The sequence below is a fragment of the Peteryoungia aggregata LMG 23059 genome (genome assembly GCF_030814435.1).
GTDB lineage: Bacteria > Pseudomonadota > Alphaproteobacteria > Rhizobiales > Rhizobiaceae > Allorhizobium > Allorhizobium aggregatum.
In genome coordinates this window covers 108443-124053 of record NZ_JAUSUW010000011.1, presented here as the reverse complement: position 1 = coordinate 124053, position 15611 = coordinate 108443, and the positions used below count along the sequence as shown (strand labels likewise).

Genomic DNA, 15611 nt, shown 5'->3' with positions numbered 1-15611 from the left:
GGTACAATTCGCCTGTCGGATGGCAGGCAGACCCTGAGGTTGATCTTGGACAGCAGCCTGGACCACATCGTTCTGGTCAATAATGCGAAGCGCGCGCTGGAACGCGGTCGCTTCGAGCTCACTTATCAACCCATCTATTCCGTCGATCACCGCGAAGTGGACAGCGTCGAAACCCTGCTGCGCTGGCGCCTGGGACCGGGCACGCTGGCTGCGGCGCAGGACTTCCGCTCCGTTTTCCGCGATCCGATGTTATCGCTGTCGATCCGCGACTTCGTGCTGTCGACCACGCTGCGGCAGGCCGCACGCTGGCGGGCCGAGGGACATGATTTCGGCCGAATCAGCGTCAATGCCACGGCCTTCGATCTCTGTGCCGGCGATTTCGCCATGCGTCTCAGCGACATGGTGCAGGATTTTGGCCTCACGCCCGACATGCTGGAGATCGAGGTGGCGGAGCCGGCCTTTTACGGCCCGCTCGCCAAGCAGGTGGGGCTGGCACTGGAAGGGCTGCATTATTGCGGCTTCGCGCTGGCCATGGACAATTTCGGCGCCACTCATGCCGGGCTTTCGGCACTCAGAAACCACGCCTTCCGGCGCCTGAAGATCGATCATGGGCTGATGCGCAGCGCGCTCACCAATCCTGTCGACAAGGCGATCGTTCGGCACGTGATTGCGCTTGGTCACGATCTCGGCCTGATCGTCACGGCGGCCGGCGTGGAGAACGAGGACCAGATGGAAACGGCGGTGCAGCTGGGCTTCGACAGCGTGCAGGGCTTCTTCGTGTGCTTCCCGAAGGAGGCAGAGCTTCTGCCGCGGGTCTGTCACGTGCTGAACCTGCAGGGCCGTTCCGGCTGAGGCTCCTCGACCGCTGCCCTTTCGCCGGGCTGCCCGCCATGGCAGGATCGGCGCCATGACCTTCCTCATCTATCCCCTCGCGGCACTCGCCGAAATCGCCGGATGCTTTGCCTTCTGGGCCTGGCTGAAGCTTGACCGTTCGCCGCTGTGGCTGATCCCCGGCCTCATGTCGCTTGCTCTCTTTGCCTGGCTGCTTACGCTCGTACCCTCGGAGGCGGCGGGGCGCGCCTATGCGGCCTATGGCGGGGTCTATATCTCGGCCTCGCTTGGCTGGCTCTGGCTGATCGAGGGGCAGCGGCCTGATCGCTTCGACCTGATGGGTGCCGCAATCTGCCTCGTCGGGGCGGCGGTGATCCTTTTGCCTGCCCGGACCTGAGCGGAAAGCCCCCAGATTGGCAGGATGCCGGCTTGCGGAATTTTCGTATATACATAAACTATGGTGATCGTCTGGGATGAACCGAAGCGGCTGGCGAATATCGACAAGCACGGGCTGGATTTCGCCGACCTGTCGCTTGAGTTTTTCGAACGGGCGCTTATCCGCCCCGCCAAGAGAGGGAGGCTGCAGGCGATTGGACGCTTGGCGGATGGAACGGTCGCCGTGATTTTCGTGCGGCTCGGGACCGAGGGGCTGTCGGTGATTTCCATACGGGCCGCAAATCCGGCAGAGCGGAGGGCATTGCGATGAAGAAGACAAAGCCTGTGGCAGACGGTTTTCGAGAAGGTCGGGGCTACACGCGGGCCGACTGGGAAGAGGTCGACGACAATCCCGAAATGACCGAGGCGGAGATTGCAGAGCTTCGCCCCTTCCGCGAGGTGTTCCCGGATCTCGCCGAAGCGATCGATCGCAAACTCGGACGACCGAAATCCGAGACGCCGAAGAAGGCGATCAGCCTGCGGCTCGATGCCGAGGTGATCGAGCGGTTCAAGGCGACAGGCGACGGCTGGCAATCGCGGATGAACGAGGCCTTGCGCAAGGCAGTGGGGCTGTAAGACCCCTGCCCCGCTCCGTCTGCCCGGTTGCTCACCAGTTGCGCCACCCCTCAACCAGCATCAGCGCCGCCACCACGACCAGCAGCCAGCCGGCAGCGCGGCCGATCCAGATGGTGATCTGAGGTTTGGAGACCAGTGCATCCCGCCCCTTGGCCGCAGCGACAGCAAGTCCGCCATAGACGAGCGCCTGCAGCATGAGAGTGAGCGCGCCCATCACCAGCGCCTGGCGCCAGAAGGGGCCGTATTCGGGGCGCATGAATTGCGGATAGACGGCGAGGATGAAAGCCCAAGCTTTTGGATTGAGCAGGCAGGTGATGAGGCCCTGGGTGAAGATCCGTGCGGTCCGGTGCAGCTTTGACGCCTCGATGCCGTCGATGACGATGGCGCTTCTGGCCAGCGTATAGCCGATCCAGATCATATAGGCCGAACCGATCACCAGCATCGGGCCGGCAAGCTGCGGCACCAGCGTCGAGAGCACTGTCACGGCGACCGTGCCGAACAGCGTGTGGAAGGCACCGCCGAGCATGATGCCGGATGTGGCGGCAATGCCTGCGCGGCGGCCGCCGGTCAGGCCATTGGCGATGACGAAGATCATGTCCATGCCGGGAACGATGATGATGCCCGCCAGCAGGGCGGAAAAGAGCCAGAGATTTTCGGCATAGGACATGTCAGTAGGATCCCCTTCAATAGGCAGGCTCCCCGCAGGGAATGACCTGTTTTCAATGCTTTGGAGATGCTTTAGACAAGGGCTACTGACAAAGGTGTGTCAGTTGAGGTGAGGTCTGACCCATGCGCAAGGCGTCCCGGCTGTTCGAGATCATCCAGATCCTGCGCCTTGCTGCCCACCCGATAACGGCACAGCAGATGGCCGAGCGGCTGGAGGTGACGCAGCGGTCGATCTACCGCGATATCGCCGCCCTTCAGGCGATGCGGGTGCCGATCGAGGGTGAGCGCGGCATCGGCTATATCCTGCGCCCCGGTTTTCACCTGCCGCCGCTGATGTTCACGCCGGAGGAGACGGAAGCGATTGTGCTCGGCATGGCGCTGACGAAGCGGACGGCGGACCCTGAGCTGCGCGAGGCCTCGGCGCGCGTGCTGGACAAAATCGCGGCTGCCCTTCCCGACCCGCTGCGAGAGGCGATCATCTCGCGCACGCTTTATGCCTGGGGACGGGTCGCGGAGGCACCTGAGGCCATCGACTTTGCGATGATCCGCCGGGCGATCCGCGACGAGGAGACGCTTGAGATCGACTATGTCAACGAGCAGCAGCAGGCGACGACGCGGCGGATCCGGCCGATCGCGGTGATCCATTATGCCGAGGCGGCCGTGATCGTCGGCTGGTGCGAGTTGCGGGAGGCGATCCGCAACTTCCGCGTTGACCGGGTCAGGGACTGCCGGGCGACGGGGGCGCATTTCCGGCGCGAGGGCGACAGGTTGCGGAAGTTGTGGGTCGCGGGGTGGGACACCTCCAGCCAGGGCACAGGACGCGGCTGACCGGACGCCACCTATTGCGCCGCAGCCCGATCCGCCTGACTTCGGCCATCATAACCCCAGTCGGTGGCGGGCAGTTCATGCACCACGACATAGGTCGCGGCAGGAAGCTCCGGCCATTCGGCGCGCAGCAGGGCCATGGCTCTCTTTAGAAACTGCCGTTTCTGATCCACCGTATTGGTGCCGGCGGTGACGAAAACTTCGAGATGCGCCGCTGCGGCCTGCGGCTCGCCGCCGATGGTCCAGGTCTGCGCGGGCGTCGCTTCGATCTGCACCGAGGTCAGGTCGTGGCGCTTGGCGAGATCGTTTGCGACGAGGTCGGTCACGGCGCGAGCGAGATCTTGTTCACGATCAGGATGGGGTGGGTGATAGGTCAGGCGGGCAAAGGGCATGGTCGAACTCTCCGAAACAGGGTTACGGAGGCATGATAGTCGCGCTATGCTCAACTTATATCGGCATAATACCAAGACTGACCTGAGGAAAACTCATGCTTCCCGATCTTCCCTCGCCGCTCCTGCGCAGTTTCGTGGCCGTTGCCGATTGCGGTTCGCTGGCAGCGGCGGCGCTTCGGGTCAACCGCAGCGAATCGGCGCTCAGCCTGCAGATGCAGCGGCTGGAAGATATTGTCGGGCAAGCGCTCTTTGACCGGGACGGGCGGGCGCTGAAACTCAACAGCACGGGCAGCTGGCTGCTTGCCCATAGCCGGGCGATCCTGGCACGGATCGATGCGGCGCGGGCCGAGCTTGATGCGGCATCGCGCCCACCGATCCGGCTCGGCGTGGTGCAGGATTTCGTGGCCCAGGTGTTGCAGCCGACCCTTGCCGACCTGCGTGGGGACGACGGCGCGACACGGTTTTCGATTGTCATCGGCAGCAGCAGCGAATTGCTGCAGGCCATGAGTGAAGACCGCATCGACACGGCGGTCGTTGCCGGCGATCTGGCCGCCGGCGGGGTGGACGGGACAGTTTTTCCAATGGCGTGGTTCGGTGATGCGCGGCTGTTGGAAGACGAGGTGGTGCCGCTGGTCAGCATCACGCCGCCCTGCCCGTTTCTCTCGGCGGCAACGCGGGCGCTGGACGCGGTTGGTCGTCCATGGCGGCTGGCGCTGGTCACGCCGAGTCTGGACGGGGTGAAGGCTGCTGTTGCGGCAGGGCTCGGGCTTGCCTGCCGGACGGAAGCGGGCATGGGTCAGGCTGCGCTTAAGGCGTCAGGATTGCCTGATCTTTCCGACATCCGTTACTCGGTGATCGAAAAACGGCCCGGAAAATCCGGGCCGTCAGAGGCAGCACTCAGAATGGCGGCGCATCTATCGGCGCTTGGCCAAACCTGACGGTTCAGGCGACTGCCATCCGCCTTGCTTCGCGGAACGACACGAGCCGTCCGCGGGCTTCGTCCCAGAGCACGAGCTTCACGCAGGCGAAGCTTTCCTTCAGCGTGATTCGGCTGATCGTCTTCAGCTCCGGGTGGTCGCGCAGGACTTCCGGCAGACGGTAGAAGGGGATCTTGCTGGAGAGGTGATGCACGTGGTGCACGCCGATATGGCCGGTCAGCCAGCGCAGGCCCCAGGGCAGGTCGTAATGCGAGGCGCCATGCAAGGCTGCGTGCTGGAACTGCCACTCCGGAGGGTTGGACCAGTGGGTGTCTTCGAACTGGTGCTGCACGTAGAAGAGCCAGATGCCAAGGGCGCCGGCGAGTAGCACGATCGGCAGATGCACGATCAGGAAGGCATCGAGACCGGCGAGCCAGATCATCAGCGCGGCCATCGCGACCATGCCGGCATTGGTGGCCATGGTGGAAACCCAGGGCAGAGCCCCGTCCTTCATCATGCCGAAGGGCAGACGCTGCTTCAAAAGGAAGACCCAGATCGGGCCGATGCCGAAGAGCACGACCGGATTGCGATAGAGGCGGTAGCCGAGGCGGCGAAGCGGCGACAGGGCCTTGTATTCGGCAACGGTCAGCGTGGTGATGTCGCCGACGCCGCGTTCCTCGAGATTGCCGGCGGTCGCATGGTGTTCGGCATGCGCGCGGCGCCAGTAGTCGTAAGGGGTATAGGTCAGGACGCCGAGCAGGCGGCCGGTCCAGTCGTCGATCGAACGGCGGGCGAAGAAGGCGCCGTGGCCGCAATCATGCTGGATGATGAAGAGGCGCAGCAGGAAGGCGGCTGCCGGCACGACAAGGATGAGACCCGGCCAGAAGGCGAAATGGAAGCTTGCCCAGGCGCCCGCCCAGAGCAGGATGAAGGGCACCAGCGTGATGCCAAGCTCGAAGCTCGAACGGGTGATGTCGGGCTTGCGATAGGCATTGACGATCTTCAACCAGGCCTTGGCATCCGGCGTGTCGTCCTCGGGCGTGCGATCGTCGCGGTAGTCGAGTGCAGCGCTCATCGGCCGGCCTCCACAAGGTTTTCAAGGTAGAGGAAGGTGGCGGGAAGGCTCGGCACGCTGGAAATCGAGGCGTGCGACACGGGGCATCCGAGGGAGAGGCCCGCAGCAATGGTCATGGTCGGCTGGCTTTCGTGACGGGAGAAATCGGCCCGTCCTCCCATGGACGGGTGCGTTCTCCTATCAGATCACGACCGGCTTGTCGCCATGGAACTCGGTCACGCGACCGACTGCGGCATTTGGTCGAGCGTCAGGAGAATGGCACGATGCGCTGCGATCCGACGATGACAATGGCGCGCCGGCCAGCGAGCTCAAGGATGACAACGCTTTCAGTGGTCGGGTCTGCACCTTCACCAAACAGCCTCAAGCTTCTATGTGCATGAAAGACAAGCGCCCCGCAGCAGAAGCTGCGGGGCGCTGAGGCATGGGTGGACAGCGAATCACGGGGTGCTTGCGCCCGCTTTCGGGTTCACTCGGCCGGCTTGATCGAAGCCAGGATCTTGTTGACTTCCGGAATGTTCTTTTCTTCCGTCTCGGCCGAGGCCCAGTAGGTGACGATGGCGATCTTTTCTGCCGACAGGGTGACGACGCCGACGCCGATGGTTACGGGGCCGTCCTTGTCCGTGCCCTTCCAGGACAGCGTCTCATAGGCCATGCCGTTCTGCTCGCCCTTGCTTTCCGTCTGGCTCGTCGGATCAGGCGTGACACCATTTTCCTCGAGGAAGGCGAAGACGTCGGTCATCACCTGTTCCATGTCCTCGGCACCGGCGATGTCGAAGGAGATATAGGTGCCGGCGTCGGGCGAATTGCCTTCGATGCCGTAATCGGTCGCGGTCGGCTGCCAGTCATCCGGAATTTCGACGGTGGCGGCCGGCTCGTCGGCTGGGAAGGTGAAGCTGCCCGCCAGGGATGCCGTGGCGGAAATCAGAAGAATGGTGGTTGCGGCGAGGAACTTGTTCATCGGTAATGCCCGTTGCTGAGAGATATTCGGGAGCCGGCACGGTGCCTTCAGAACACTGCGGCCGGAACAGGCAAGTCCTAGCAAGGGCTCATTAAGATTCGTTGTACTGTTTTTGCGTGGAACGACCGCAGCCCCGTCGAAGGGCCGATATTGCCGAATTTGGATAAGAAAATACGAATAAACCCCGTTCGGCGGGGCCTGCCTCCACCAGCACAGGGAGGCTGGCGACATCACCAAAACCCTGTTTTCCCGGGCATTTTCGAACTTCATACACCGGGAATTGCCACCCACGGGGTGGCAAATGGCCATTTTTGCTTGTCATGGGCGCTCACACCCACTATATTGCCGCCATCGAAGATTGCGAGCGACTTTGTCTACGCGCCTCCGGCGCACGCCAGATTTCCTTCAACGTCGATATACCGCCGGTCGAATGTCTCTCCGGCAAGCCCAACGATTGAAAGGAAATCGTTATGAGCACAGGTACCGTAAAGTGGTTCAACAGCACCAAGGGTTTCGGCTTCATCCAGCCGGATGAAGGCTCTGCCGACGTGTTTGTCCACATCTCCGCAGTTCAGCGCGCTGGCATGCGTGACCTCGTCGAAGGCCAGAAGATCGGCTACGACATCGTTCAGGACAAGCGTTCGGGCAAGAGCTCGGCCGACAACCTGCGCGCCGCTTAAGGATCTGTCGCTCGCCCTTCTGACCACGGATGTACCGGCAGAGGGGCTGAGTGGCGAGGGAAGGTCGGGTTCCGCCCGGCCTTTTTTGTTTATCCTGCGATCGATGCCGCCAGGCACGGTCCACGTCTTTGCCCGATTTTGTCGGGATCTTCGCCGGGGCATGGCGCGTTAGCCTGTCGTATCCCCTCCTTCGAAACTCGAAATCAAGCGGGCATTGTCGCCCGGAAAGGAAACGACCGTGCAAGTTCTCGTTCGTGACAACAATGTCGACCAGGCACTCCGCGTGCTCAAGAAGAAGATGCAGCGCGAAGGTCTCTTCCGCGAAATGAAGGCCCGCAGCGCCTTTGAAAAGCCCTCGGAAAAGCGCGTGCGCGAAAAGGCTGAAGCCGTTCGCCGCCAGCGCAAGCTTGCCCGCAAGAAGCTGCAGCGCGAAGGCCTGCTGCCGGCGCCGAAGAAGGCTGCCGTTCGGGGCGCTCGCTAATACGACCCTGTCCGTGCGCTCCAGGGCGCGCGGACCCGCCCGCCCCGCCAGGACGGCGCAGCGCATAGCGCGACACGGGCAAAGACACGACATGCCGAGACAGGCAGCCAGGCTGCAGGAAGGACCCGGACATGACCGCCACCAAAGACGCTTTCTTCAAGCCCGAGAAGGTTTCCCCGCAGGACAAGGCCGCAACCACAGACAGCGTTGCCCGGTCGCTGATCGAGGCCGAAGCCGTTGCCCGCGAACGCAAGACCGAAGCCCTGAAGGCGCTGCGCCTGCAGCGCGAGGCGCTGGAAGCCGACAATGCGCCGGCGCCCAAGAAGCGCGTCGTCAAGAAGGCCGTAAAGCGCGGCTGAGGCGCGTCGCGATCGTTCAGTTTCGCTGTCCACGCTTCACCCGGTTCGCCCCCTCTGTCGGCTAGGCCGACATCTCCCCCACAGGTTGGGAGATTGCCATCAGGCACTGCGGCCCGGCCACCTTCAGCCCCTCTTCAACGCGTGCCCGCCGTCAGGTTGAAAAACGCGCCTTGCGGATCCAGGCAGGCGGCGACCCAGGAACCGCCGGGAACCTGATGCGGCTCCATAAGCAGCTGTCCGCCGAGCGATTTCAGCTTCTCGACGGCTGCATCAATGCCCGGCACGATGAAGTAGAAGCCCCAATAGGGCATGGGCATCTCCGGCATCTTGGTCATCATGCCGCCAATGCTCTGGTCGCCCAGCTTGAAGGTCTGGTAGATGCCCATGGCATCCATGTCGACGGCCATGTCCTTTTCCCAGCCGAAGCGGGCGGCGTAGAAATCCCAGACTTTCTCCCAGTCTCCGGCCATCAGCTCGTTCCAGCCGACGGTGCCCACGCTGCCCGGGGTCGGCCAGCTGCCGGTCTCGCCATCGGGCATCTGCGGGGTCATGAGGCAGACCACGGCCCCCTGCGGATCGGCGACCACGGCGAATCGACCGATGCCGGGGATGTCTTCGGGGGCTTTGTGGATGGCGCCACCGTTCGCCTCATATTCGCCGGCCGTCCTGTCGACGTCATCGACCTGGATATAGCCGGTCCAGCTTGGCGGGATGCCCTGGGCTGCCATGTCGGGGGTGAGCGCCATCATGCCTGACACGCCGGAGGGAAAGCCCGGGACAGCGAAGGTTGTGTAAGTGAAGCCCGGACCGTCCATATCGGTCGGTTCCCAGCCCAGAAGCGCGCCATAAAAGCCCTTCGCGGCAGCGGGGTCGGGCGTCATCAATTCATGCCAGAGAAATGAGCCATGCATGGAAAAGTCTCTCCCTTTTGAAATCAGCCGATGCGTTTTGATTCGCTTGTCATGAAGGTCTTGAAGCTGCCGTCCGGCTGTCGGACGCTGCCGGAAAAGGTTCTGGTGTCATCATCGATGAAGTGGATGACATCGCGATAAAGCTCGGTGCGTTCAGGGTCCTGCATGCTCGGGCCTTCGGCCTCGAGGATGAGTGTCTGGCCGTCATCCTCCAGCCAGCCCTTGTAGATCCAGAACTTGTCCATCATCGAACCGATCCAGCTGCCGACATAATGGCCGAGGCGGGGATCATAACCGAGCGTCATGATCATGGTGGCGCTTACCCCCTCGCCCATGCCGCCCTCCCCTTCGGCGACGACCCAGAGGCCGCCGATGGAGCGGACCTTTTCGGTCCAGCGCTTCAGCGGGTCTTCGGGATCGTAAGCCTCATGGCCGGTGGAGGTGACATAAAGCCAGTCGCCGACGAGGCGGTCGAGCACGCGATGGTGCTCGGTGGGTTTGGGAAATTCCATAAGGCGTCCTCCCTCAGTGGCAGCAGCTGGCCTTGTCAGCGGGCTTTTGCACATATTCGTCCTTGCGCTTGACGAAGCTCAGCGTGCCCGTCTCGTTGCGGCCAAGCGGTGCATGGTCGAGGATCATCAGGGTTCCCAGCGCCTCTTCGCCGCCACGGGCATATTGCGAATAGGTGTGGAAGATCTCGCCCTCTTCGTTGCGATAGAAGGCCGAGAGGCCGGGCAGCTCATCATGTGCCTTTTCGCTCGGCGTCTCCCGGAAATTGTAGGTGACCGCGCCGGACGCGAGCTTCTCCTTGGTGAAGGAGACATGGAAGTCGAAGTTGAAATCGCTGCCAAAGGACGAGACCCAGGGGAAATGCCAGTTCATCCTGATCTTGTAGGCCTCGATCCTGTCGAGCGGCGCACGGGAGACGGTGACGAAGGTGACATCGTGGTTGTTCAGGTGCGGCAGCATGCCATCGATATGATCGGCGAAGAAGGAGCAGCCGGGGCAACCGGCATCCCAGTCGGGTCCGAACATGAAATGGTTGATCATCAGCTGGCTGCGGCCGTCAAAGAGATCGGCAAGGCTTTTGCGGCCGGTCGGGGTGTCGAAGACATAGTCCCTGTCGACCTTCGCCCAGGGCAGCGCCAAGCGTTCGGCATTGACCCGGTCACGGGCGCGGGTCAGTTCCTTTTCCTTTGTCAGCAAGGCCTTGCGGGCCTCCAGCCACTCCTCGCGGGACACAACAGAATTCTGCATGATGATGGCCCTCCTCTTGATTTTTAGGTTGATATCAACATATATAGTGCATGTCAATGAACCCAGTGATTCCCTATTCGACGACCATTCATGTGCGCGACACGTGCCTTTGCCTGCATACGCAGCGCGCCGCACGGGCACTGGCCCGGCGCTTCGATGCCGCCCTGAAACCGGCGGGCCTCACCAATCAGCAATTTTCCCTGATGATGGCGCTGAACCGCCCGGAGCCACCGCCGATGGGCCCTGTTGCCAGACTTCTGGCCATGGATCGCACCACGTTGACGGCGGCGCTGAAGCCGCTTGCGGCGCGCGGCTGGGTGGCGATCGAGCCTGATACGAAGGATAAACGCGGCAAGCGGCTGCGGCTGACAGCGGAGGGTGCCGATGCTCTCTTGGGCGCGGTCCCGATCTGGAAGGAACTGCATGGCATGATCGAGGCGGGAATGGAAAGCGATCCGCATCTGCTGCGGCGGGGCCTGATCGAGGTGAGCGTCTGATCTGCGTCAGAGGATCAAGGCAATCGTGCGGAAGGGGCGGTTCAAGCTGAACCGCCCCTTCCTGTTTTGAGTGCTTAGGCCTTTTTCAGATCTTCCGCATTGACCGGCAGGGTGCGGATGCGGTGTCCGGTGGCGGCGAAGATGGCGTTGGTGAGCGCCGGGAAGACCGCAGAGGTGGCCGCTTCGCCCATGCCGCCGGGCGCTTCTGCGCTGGCGACGAGATGGGTTTCGACATGCGGCGCCTCGTCGATGCGCAGCGGCAGATAGTTGTCGAAGTTGCTCTGCTCGACCCGACCATCGGCAAAGGTGATCGCGCCGTAGAGGCCGGCGGTCAGGCCGTAGAGCGCGCCGCCCTCCGTCTGGGCTACGACCGTATCCGGGTTCACCGTCATGCCGCAGTCAACAGCCGCGACGATCCTGTTGACCTTGACCGTGCCGTCATCCGCGACCGTGGCCTCCAGAACCATGGCGAGATAGCTGCCGAAGGCGAACTGGACCGAGACGCCGCGGCCTTGTCTCTCACCGAGCGGCGTGCCCCAGCCGGCCTTTTCGGCAACGAGTTCAAGCACTTTCAGGGCGCGCGGGTTCTCTGTCAGGAGCCCCTTGCGGTACTCCACCGGATCGACCTTGGCGATGGCGGCCAGTTCGTCGATGAAGCTTTCGACCACGAAGACATTGTGCGACGGGCCGACGCCGCGCCACCAGCTGGTCATGACGCCCTGCGGCTCGACCTGGCGGAATTCGACGCGCATGTTCGGGAATGCGTAGGGCGTTTCCTTTGCGCCGTCGACACCATCGGGATCAACGCCGCTCGCCATGACCGGCGGCGCGATGCGGGCAAAGATCGAGGAGCCGGAGACACGATGCGTCCAGGCGACCGGCTTGCCCTGAGCATCAAGACCGGCCGAGAGACGGTCGTAGTAATAGGGGCGATAATAGCCGTGCTGGATGTCTTCCTCGCGGCTCCAGATCACCTTGACCGGTCCTTCGACCTGCATGGCAACCTCGACGGCATGCATGATGCCATCGACCTCAAGGCGTCGGCCGAAACCGCCGCCGATGATGTGGTTGTGGATCTTGATCGTGTCCGGCGAAAGCCCGGTCAGGCTTGCCGCTGCGGCCTGCGCAGACCCAACGACCTGGGTGCCGACCCACATGTCGCAGCCATCCTTGCGGACATGCAGGGTGCAGTTCATCGGCTCCATGGTGGTATGGGCGAGGAAGGGCAGCTGGTAGACCGCTTCAAGGCGGGTGGCAGCAGACGCCAGTGCCTGTTCGACATCACCGTCATTGCGGGCGACAGCGCCAGGCTTCTGGGATTCCTCCTCGAGATGCTTGATGATCGCGGCGCTGGAGACTGCGGCGTTCGGGCCGTCCTCCCATTCGATGGCGGCGGCTTCGAGGCCTTTCTTGGCCGCCCCCGTGTGATCGGCAACCACGGCGACGGCACTTGCCGTCAGCACGACCTGGCGCACGCCCTTGACGGCGAGTGCGGCATCACGATCGACCGTCTTCGGCTTGCCACCCAGCACGGGGGAGATGGCGATGGCTGCGATCTTCACGCCTTCCGGCATGGCATCGATGCCGTATTTCTGCGTGCCGTTGACCTTGGCTGGCGTATCGAGCCGCTTGGTGGCCTTGCCGAGCAGCTTGAACTGGTCCGGCTGCTTGAGCAGGACGGCTTCAGGCGCAGGAACGGGGAGCGTTGCGGCGAGATCGACCAGATCGCCATAGGCAAGCGTCTTGCCGGCGGCATCAAGCACGGCGCCGTCTTTGGTGGTCAGCGTTGCGGCATCGACCTTCCACTCGCTGGCGGCGGCCTGGACCAGCAGGGTGCGGGCGGTGGCGCCGGCGGTCCGCAACGGGGTCCAGAAGGCGCGGATCGAGGTGGAACCGCCGGTCAGCTGGCTGCCGATCAGCGGGTTGCCGTAAAGCGCGGCATTGGCCGGTGCGTGTTCAAGCACCACCTTGTCGAGCGCGACATCGAGCTCTTCGGCGAGCAGCATGGCCTGGGCGGTATAGATGCCCTGGCCCATTTCGACCTGCGGCAGGACCAGCGTCACGAGCCCCTTGGTGTCGATGCGGATGAAGGCGTTCGGGGCGAAATCCGTCGCGGCCAATGCCGAGAAGGCGGAGCCCAGGGAGAGGTTGACGACGAGGCCACCGCCAATGATGGCGCTTGCCTGGAGAAAACGGCGGCGGCTCAGGTCTGGGCCGGAAACATGGTTCGACATGGTGAGCCCTCCTTCAAGCGCTGGCAAGTTTGATGGCAGCGCGGATGCGCTGATAGGTTCCGCACCGACAGACATTGCCGGACATGGCAGCATCGATGTCGTCATCGGTCGGCTTGGGCGTGTCGGTCAAAAGGGCCGCTGCAGACATCAGCTGGCCCGACTGACAGTATCCACATTGCGGAACATCAAGCTCTATCCAGGCCTCCTGCAGGGCCTTGCCATGGGTCAGCGTGTCGAGCGCTTCAATGGTGGTGATCTGGCTCTCGCCGATGCTGTCGATGGTCGTGACGCAGGAGCGCGTGGCGACGCCGTCGACATGCACGGTGCAGGCGCCGCACAGCGCCTGACCGCAGCCGAACTTGGTTCCCGTCATGCCGAGCACATCCCGGATGACCCAGAGCAGCGGCGTGTCGCCATCGACATCCACGGTGTAGGCACGACTGTTGAGTTGGATGGAAAATGTCATTGAGACCTCCGCTGGAAATTGTATGTGTCGCGCACGTTGACGGTTATGGGATATAAGTAAAGTGCCTTGTAGTGCACGAAGTGTTCATCGATCGGCATCATTGCGGCACCCCCGGCACCGGAGGCCGCCGTTCATGCCCGACGGTACACAAGACGACAGCCGACCTGAAACATTTATGTTTCCTAATGTTAATTATTCATGTGGAGATCGAAAACGCCCGGCAAGCTTTCCGGACGCTGGCCGAAAAAGACGTGCCGTATGCCGGACACCGCCTGCTTTGCCGCGGGGGTGGGGTGCGGCAGCTTGCACCACAGCTCAGGCTCTCGGTGCTGCCGCTTGCCCGGCGCGATGCAATCGAGGCGCTGGGAGACGGGCGAGCCGATATGGCGCTCGGCTTTCTCTGGGATGCGCCGGAGACGCTGTCGAACCGACGGCTCTACGAGGAGAGTTTTCTGGTGGCAGGGCTCAGCACCGCCCTGCCCGAGGCGCCCGTCATGACACTCGACGCCTATTGCTAGGCCGAACATGTTCTGGTCGCGCCGGGCGGCGACATGAGCGGGATCGCCGACCGAACGCTGGAGGCGATCGGGCGGAGCCGGCGGATCGTGCTCGGCCTGCCCTCCTTCCTGCCGGCGCTTGCGGCCGTCGCGCAATCGGGTGCGATCGTGACGCTTCCCAGGCGGGTGGCAGAGGATTTTTGCCAAGGGCTTCGGCCTGGTGACGGCAGAACCGCCGATCGGCATCCGGCGCTTCCCGGTCTCCGCCTTTAGGCACCGGCGCAACGACAGCGATCCGCTGACGCCATGGCTGGTACAGGAACTCTCAGTGACCATCGACCGCTGATCTCAGACGCAAGAAGGCCGGCACGAGGCCGGCCTTCGGGCGGTGGATCAGAGAGGATCGGATCAGGCGATCAGCGAACCGAGACCGGAACTTCCGTCGAGGTGCGCAGGGCGTGGCTGTAGGGGCAGACGATATGGGCGGCGGCGACCAGCTTTTCGGCCAGAGCGCGGTCCATGCCGGGGATTTCGGCCGAGATCTTCACGTCGATCTCAAAACCGGTGCCATCAGCGCGCGGGCCGATGCCGACATCGGTGTGGATCTTGGTTTCCGCCGGGATCGTCACCTTTTCCTTGCCGGCGACGAATTTCAGCGCACCGAGAAAGCAGGCGGAATAGCCGGCTGCGAAGAGCTGTTCGGGATTGGTGCCGGTCGCACCGTCGCCACCCAGTTCCTTCGGTGTGGTGAGTGTCACATCCAGGACGCCATTGTCGGATACGGCTTGGCCGCTGCGGCCACCGGTGGCATGGGCGTGGGCTGTGTAAAGAATGGCCATGGGTGTTCTCCTTGTTTCGGTTGCGATGATCACTACATAGAGCACAATTGATTTGCGCGCAATTTATTTTTGCGCATTGCATCGTGGCGAAGATTTCGCCACAGTCGAAACAGATAGGACGCCTGCGGGGTTTCTAAAAGACCATGACCGATCACGACCTCGAAAAGGAGCTGCGGCTCGACAAGCAGTTGTGCTTTGCGCTTTATGGCGCCGCACATGCCTTCACGCGCGCCTACAAGCCGCTTCTGTCGCCACTTGGCCTGACCTATCCGCAATATGTGGTGATGATGGCGCTGTGGGAGGAAGATGATGTGGCGGTGAAGGCGCTGGGCGAGAAGGTCGGGCTCGATTCCGGCACGCTGTCGCCGCTTCTGAAACGGCTCGAACAGGTCGGCTATGTCTCACGCCGCCGCGACGCTGCCGACGAGCGGCAGGTGTTCATCACGCTGACTGCGCAAGGCCGGGCGCTGAAGACCCGTGCCGTCGGCGTGCTGCGCGGCATCGGCAGCCAGACCGGATGCGAAATTGCCGAGATCGAAAGCCTGCGCGACAGCCTGAAACGGCTGAAACGGCAGCTCGACTCCGTCAAGGGACCGGACGAGGAAGGCTGAAAGGTCGCCTGCCAAACCGACCCGGATGGGAACCGATCGGGGTCGGGCGGGTTGTACTTGGAACATAGTCGTTGGCCCGCCGCCTTTTCCGGTGGCGAGGGGGC

General features: G+C 63.0%; 24 protein-coding genes. 13 read left to right on the top strand and 11 right to left on the bottom strand.

Annotated features, from left to right (window positions below; translation table 11 throughout):
* Nucleotides 1-45 precede the first annotated feature (45 nt).
* The 4 genes from J2045_RS17980 to J2045_RS17965 are packed head-to-tail and all read left to right on the top strand — an operon-like array spanning nt 46 to nt 1842.
* Complete coding sequence (locus J2045_RS17980; protein ID WP_246699975.1) at nt 46-852, top strand: EAL domain-containing protein; 807 nt, start codon at nt 46-48, stop codon at nt 850-852.
* A 55-nt stretch (nt 853-907) separates the two neighbouring features.
* Nucleotides 908-1228 carry a YnfA family protein gene (locus J2045_RS17975; protein WP_307375293.1) on the top strand — a complete coding sequence of 107 codons (321 nt, stop codon included), beginning with the start codon at nt 908-910 and terminating at the stop codon, nt 1226-1228.
* 60 nt (nt 1229-1288) lie between these two features.
* A complete protein-coding gene (locus tag J2045_RS17970) occupies nt 1289-1537 on the top strand; it encodes a BrnT family toxin (RefSeq protein WP_307375290.1) in 249 nt (82 codons plus the stop codon).
* Nucleotides 1534-1842 carry a BrnA antitoxin family protein gene (locus J2045_RS17965; protein ID WP_307375289.1) on the top strand — a complete coding sequence of 103 codons (309 nt, stop codon included), beginning with the start codon at nt 1534-1536 and terminating at the stop codon, nt 1840-1842. Before J2045_RS17970 ends, J2045_RS17965 begins: the two co-directional genes overlap by 4 nt.
* Nucleotides 1843-1873: 31 nt before the next feature.
* Here J2045_RS17965 and J2045_RS17960 read toward each other — a convergent pair whose 3' ends face one another.
* Nucleotides 1874-2509 (bottom strand): LysE family translocator, encoded by a 636-nt coding sequence (locus tag J2045_RS17960; RefSeq protein WP_307375287.1) that lies wholly within the window; start codon nt 2507-2509, stop codon nt 1874-1876.
* 122 nt (nt 2510-2631) lie between these two features.
* Between J2045_RS17960 and J2045_RS17955 the strand changes: the two genes are divergently transcribed.
* Nucleotides 2632-3336, top strand: a complete 705-nt coding sequence (locus J2045_RS17955) for a helix-turn-helix transcriptional regulator (protein WP_307375285.1) — start codon at nt 2632-2634, stop codon at nt 3334-3336.
* 11 nt (nt 3337-3347) lie between these two features.
* Here the strand turns inward: J2045_RS17955 and J2045_RS17950 are convergent, their stop codons facing one another.
* Entirely contained in the window at nt 3348-3725 is a 378-nt protein-coding gene (locus tag J2045_RS17950) for a tautomerase family protein (protein ID WP_307375282.1), read from the bottom strand.
* A 95-nt stretch (nt 3726-3820) separates the two neighbouring features.
* Here J2045_RS17950 and J2045_RS17945 point away from each other — a divergent pair, with 95 nt between their 5' ends.
* Nucleotides 3821-4663, top strand: coding sequence for a LysR family transcriptional regulator (locus tag J2045_RS17945; RefSeq protein WP_307375278.1), 843 nt, complete (start codon nt 3821-3823; stop codon nt 4661-4663).
* A 4-nt stretch (nt 4664-4667) separates the two neighbouring features.
* Here J2045_RS17945 and J2045_RS17940 read toward each other — a convergent pair whose 3' ends face one another.
* The 3 genes from J2045_RS17940 to J2045_RS17930 form a co-directional block, all read right to left on the bottom strand.
* On the bottom strand, nt 4668-5717 hold the full coding sequence (locus J2045_RS17940) for a fatty acid desaturase (protein WP_307375276.1): 1050 nt from the start codon (nt 5715-5717) through the stop codon (nt 4668-4670).
* Nucleotides 5714-5878: a hypothetical protein gene (locus J2045_RS17935; protein WP_307375272.1), complete on the bottom strand. Its 165-nt coding sequence runs from the start codon at nt 5876-5878 to the stop codon at nt 5714-5716. Before J2045_RS17935 ends, J2045_RS17940 begins: the two co-directional genes overlap by 4 nt.
* Nucleotides 5879-6183: 305 nt before the next feature.
* Nucleotides 6184-6675: a histidine kinase gene (locus tag J2045_RS17930; protein WP_307375269.1), complete on the bottom strand. Its 492-nt coding sequence runs from the start codon at nt 6673-6675 to the stop codon at nt 6184-6186.
* A 470-nt stretch (nt 6676-7145) separates the two neighbouring features.
* On the opposite strand from J2045_RS17930, the gene J2045_RS17925 reads away from it, so the two are divergent.
* The 3 genes from J2045_RS17925 (at nt 7146) to J2045_RS17915 (ending at nt 8195) form a co-directional block, all read left to right on the top strand.
* Nucleotides 7146-7355, top strand: a complete 210-nt coding sequence (locus J2045_RS17925) for a cold-shock protein (protein WP_298466534.1) — start codon at nt 7146-7148, stop codon at nt 7353-7355.
* A gap of 238 nt (nt 7356-7593) precedes the next feature.
* Nucleotides 7594-7836, top strand: coding sequence for a 30S ribosomal protein S21 (gene rpsU / locus J2045_RS17920; protein WP_307375267.1), 243 nt, complete (start codon nt 7594-7596; stop codon nt 7834-7836).
* A gap of 131 nt (nt 7837-7967) precedes the next feature.
* Nucleotides 7968-8195: a hypothetical protein gene (locus J2045_RS17915; protein WP_307375263.1), complete on the top strand. Its 228-nt coding sequence runs from the start codon at nt 7968-7970 to the stop codon at nt 8193-8195.
* A 134-nt stretch (nt 8196-8329) separates the two neighbouring features.
* On the opposite strand, the gene J2045_RS17910 is transcribed toward J2045_RS17915, so the two are convergent.
* Genes J2045_RS17910 through J2045_RS17900 form a run of 3 tightly spaced genes read right to left on the bottom strand, consistent with a single transcriptional unit; the run spans nt 8330 to nt 10363 of the window.
* Nucleotides 8330-9106: a VOC family protein gene (locus J2045_RS17910; protein ID WP_307375260.1), complete on the bottom strand. Its 777-nt coding sequence runs from the start codon at nt 9104-9106 to the stop codon at nt 8330-8332.
* A gap of 23 nt (nt 9107-9129) precedes the next feature.
* Nucleotides 9130-9618, bottom strand: a complete 489-nt coding sequence (locus tag J2045_RS17905; RefSeq protein WP_307375259.1) for a DUF1579 domain-containing protein — start codon at nt 9616-9618, stop codon at nt 9130-9132.
* 13 nt (nt 9619-9631) lie between these two features.
* Complete coding sequence (locus tag J2045_RS17900) at nt 9632-10363, bottom strand: DUF899 domain-containing protein (protein ID WP_307375255.1); 732 nt, start codon at nt 10361-10363, stop codon at nt 9632-9634.
* A gap of 50 nt (nt 10364-10413) precedes the next feature.
* Between J2045_RS17900 and J2045_RS17895 the strand changes: the two genes are divergently transcribed.
* Nucleotides 10414-10860 (top strand): MarR family winged helix-turn-helix transcriptional regulator, encoded by a 447-nt coding sequence (locus J2045_RS17895; RefSeq protein WP_307375253.1) that lies wholly within the window; start codon nt 10414-10416, stop codon nt 10858-10860.
* A 74-nt stretch (nt 10861-10934) separates the two neighbouring features.
* On the opposite strand, the gene J2045_RS17890 is transcribed toward J2045_RS17895, so the two are convergent.
* Nucleotides 10935-13094 (bottom strand): xanthine dehydrogenase family protein molybdopterin-binding subunit, encoded by a 2160-nt coding sequence (locus tag J2045_RS17890; RefSeq protein ID WP_307375251.1) that lies wholly within the window; start codon nt 13092-13094, stop codon nt 10935-10937.
* A gap of 13 nt (nt 13095-13107) precedes the next feature.
* Entirely contained in the window at nt 13108-13560 is a 453-nt protein-coding gene (locus J2045_RS17885) for a (2Fe-2S)-binding protein (RefSeq protein WP_307375249.1), read from the bottom strand.
* A 293-nt stretch (nt 13561-13853) separates the two neighbouring features.
* On the opposite strand from J2045_RS17885, the gene J2045_RS17880 reads away from it, so the two are divergent.
* Nucleotides 13854-14078: a LysR substrate-binding domain-containing protein gene (locus tag J2045_RS17880; protein WP_307375247.1), complete on the top strand. Its 225-nt coding sequence runs from the start codon at nt 13854-13856 to the stop codon at nt 14076-14078.
* A 33-nt stretch (nt 14079-14111) separates the two neighbouring features.
* Nucleotides 14112-14330, top strand: coding sequence for a type 2 periplasmic-binding domain-containing protein (locus J2045_RS17875; RefSeq protein ID WP_307375245.1), 219 nt, complete (start codon nt 14112-14114; stop codon nt 14328-14330).
* A gap of 143 nt (nt 14331-14473) precedes the next feature.
* On the opposite strand, the gene J2045_RS17870 is transcribed toward J2045_RS17875, so the two are convergent.
* Nucleotides 14474-14896, bottom strand: coding sequence for an organic hydroperoxide resistance protein (locus J2045_RS17870; RefSeq protein WP_307375243.1), 423 nt, complete (start codon nt 14894-14896; stop codon nt 14474-14476).
* Between the two features lie 143 nt (nt 14897-15039).
* On the opposite strand from J2045_RS17870, the gene J2045_RS17865 reads away from it, so the two are divergent.
* Entirely contained in the window at nt 15040-15507 is a 468-nt protein-coding gene (locus tag J2045_RS17865; RefSeq protein WP_307375239.1) for a MarR family winged helix-turn-helix transcriptional regulator, read from the top strand.
* Nucleotides 15508-15611 lie beyond the last annotated feature (104 nt).

Bases quoted from the DNA above. Each gene is read 5' to 3' on its own strand.
- J2045_RS17900 (WP_307375255.1), bottom strand. From the start codon at position 10,363: ATGCAGAATTCTGTTGTGTCCCGCGAGGAGTGGCTGGAGGCCCGCAAG.
- J2045_RS17935 (WP_307375272.1), bottom strand. From the start codon at position 5,878: ATGGGAGGACGGGCCGATTTCTCCCGTCACGAAAGCCAGCCGACCATG.
- J2045_RS17950 (WP_307375282.1), bottom strand. From the start codon at position 3,725: ATGCCCTTTGCCCGCCTGACCTATCACCCACCCCATCCTGATCGTGAA.
- J2045_RS17945 (WP_307375278.1), top strand. From the start codon at position 3,821: ATGCTTCCCGATCTTCCCTCGCCGCTCCTGCGCAGTTTCGTGGCCGTT.
- J2045_RS17965 (WP_307375289.1), top strand. From the start codon at position 1,534: ATGAAGAAGACAAAGCCTGTGGCAGACGGTTTTCGAGAAGGTCGGGGC.
- J2045_RS17975 (WP_307375293.1), top strand. From the start codon at position 908: ATGACCTTCCTCATCTATCCCCTCGCGGCACTCGCCGAAATCGCCGGA.
- J2045_RS17870 (WP_307375243.1), bottom strand. From the start codon at position 14,896: ATGGCCATTCTTTACACAGCCCACGCCCATGCCACCGGTGGCCGCAGC.
- J2045_RS17970 (WP_307375290.1), top strand. From the start codon at position 1,289: ATGGTGATCGTCTGGGATGAACCGAAGCGGCTGGCGAATATCGACAAG.
- J2045_RS17875 (WP_307375245.1), top strand. From the start codon at position 14,112: ATGAGCGGGATCGCCGACCGAACGCTGGAGGCGATCGGGCGGAGCCGG.
- J2045_RS17865 (WP_307375239.1), top strand. From the start codon at position 15,040: ATGACCGATCACGACCTCGAAAAGGAGCTGCGGCTCGACAAGCAGTTG.
- J2045_RS17885 (WP_307375249.1), bottom strand. From the start codon at position 13,560: ATGACATTTTCCATCCAACTCAACAGTCGTGCCTACACCGTGGATGTC.
- J2045_RS17910 (WP_307375260.1), bottom strand. From the start codon at position 9,106: ATGCATGGCTCATTTCTCTGGCATGAATTGATGACGCCCGACCCCGCT.
- J2045_RS17940 (WP_307375276.1), bottom strand. From the start codon at position 5,717: ATGAGCGCTGCACTCGACTACCGCGACGATCGCACGCCCGAGGACGAC.
- J2045_RS17960 (WP_307375287.1), bottom strand. From the start codon at position 2,509: ATGTCCTATGCCGAAAATCTCTGGCTCTTTTCCGCCCTGCTGGCGGGC.
- J2045_RS17905 (WP_307375259.1), bottom strand. From the start codon at position 9,618: ATGGAATTTCCCAAACCCACCGAGCACCATCGCGTGCTCGACCGCCTC.
- J2045_RS17915 (WP_307375263.1), top strand. From the start codon at position 7,968: ATGACCGCCACCAAAGACGCTTTCTTCAAGCCCGAGAAGGTTTCCCCG.
- J2045_RS17890 (WP_307375251.1), bottom strand. From the start codon at position 13,094: ATGTCGAACCATGTTTCCGGCCCAGACCTGAGCCGCCGCCGTTTTCTC.
- J2045_RS17930 (WP_307375269.1), bottom strand. From the start codon at position 6,675: ATGAACAAGTTCCTCGCCGCAACCACCATTCTTCTGATTTCCGCCACG.
- J2045_RS17895 (WP_307375253.1), top strand. From the start codon at position 10,414: ATGTCAATGAACCCAGTGATTCCCTATTCGACGACCATTCATGTGCGC.
- J2045_RS17955 (WP_307375285.1), top strand. From the start codon at position 2,632: ATGCGCAAGGCGTCCCGGCTGTTCGAGATCATCCAGATCCTGCGCCTT.
- J2045_RS17925 (WP_298466534.1), top strand. From the start codon at position 7,146: ATGAGCACAGGTACCGTAAAGTGGTTCAACAGCACCAAGGGTTTCGGC.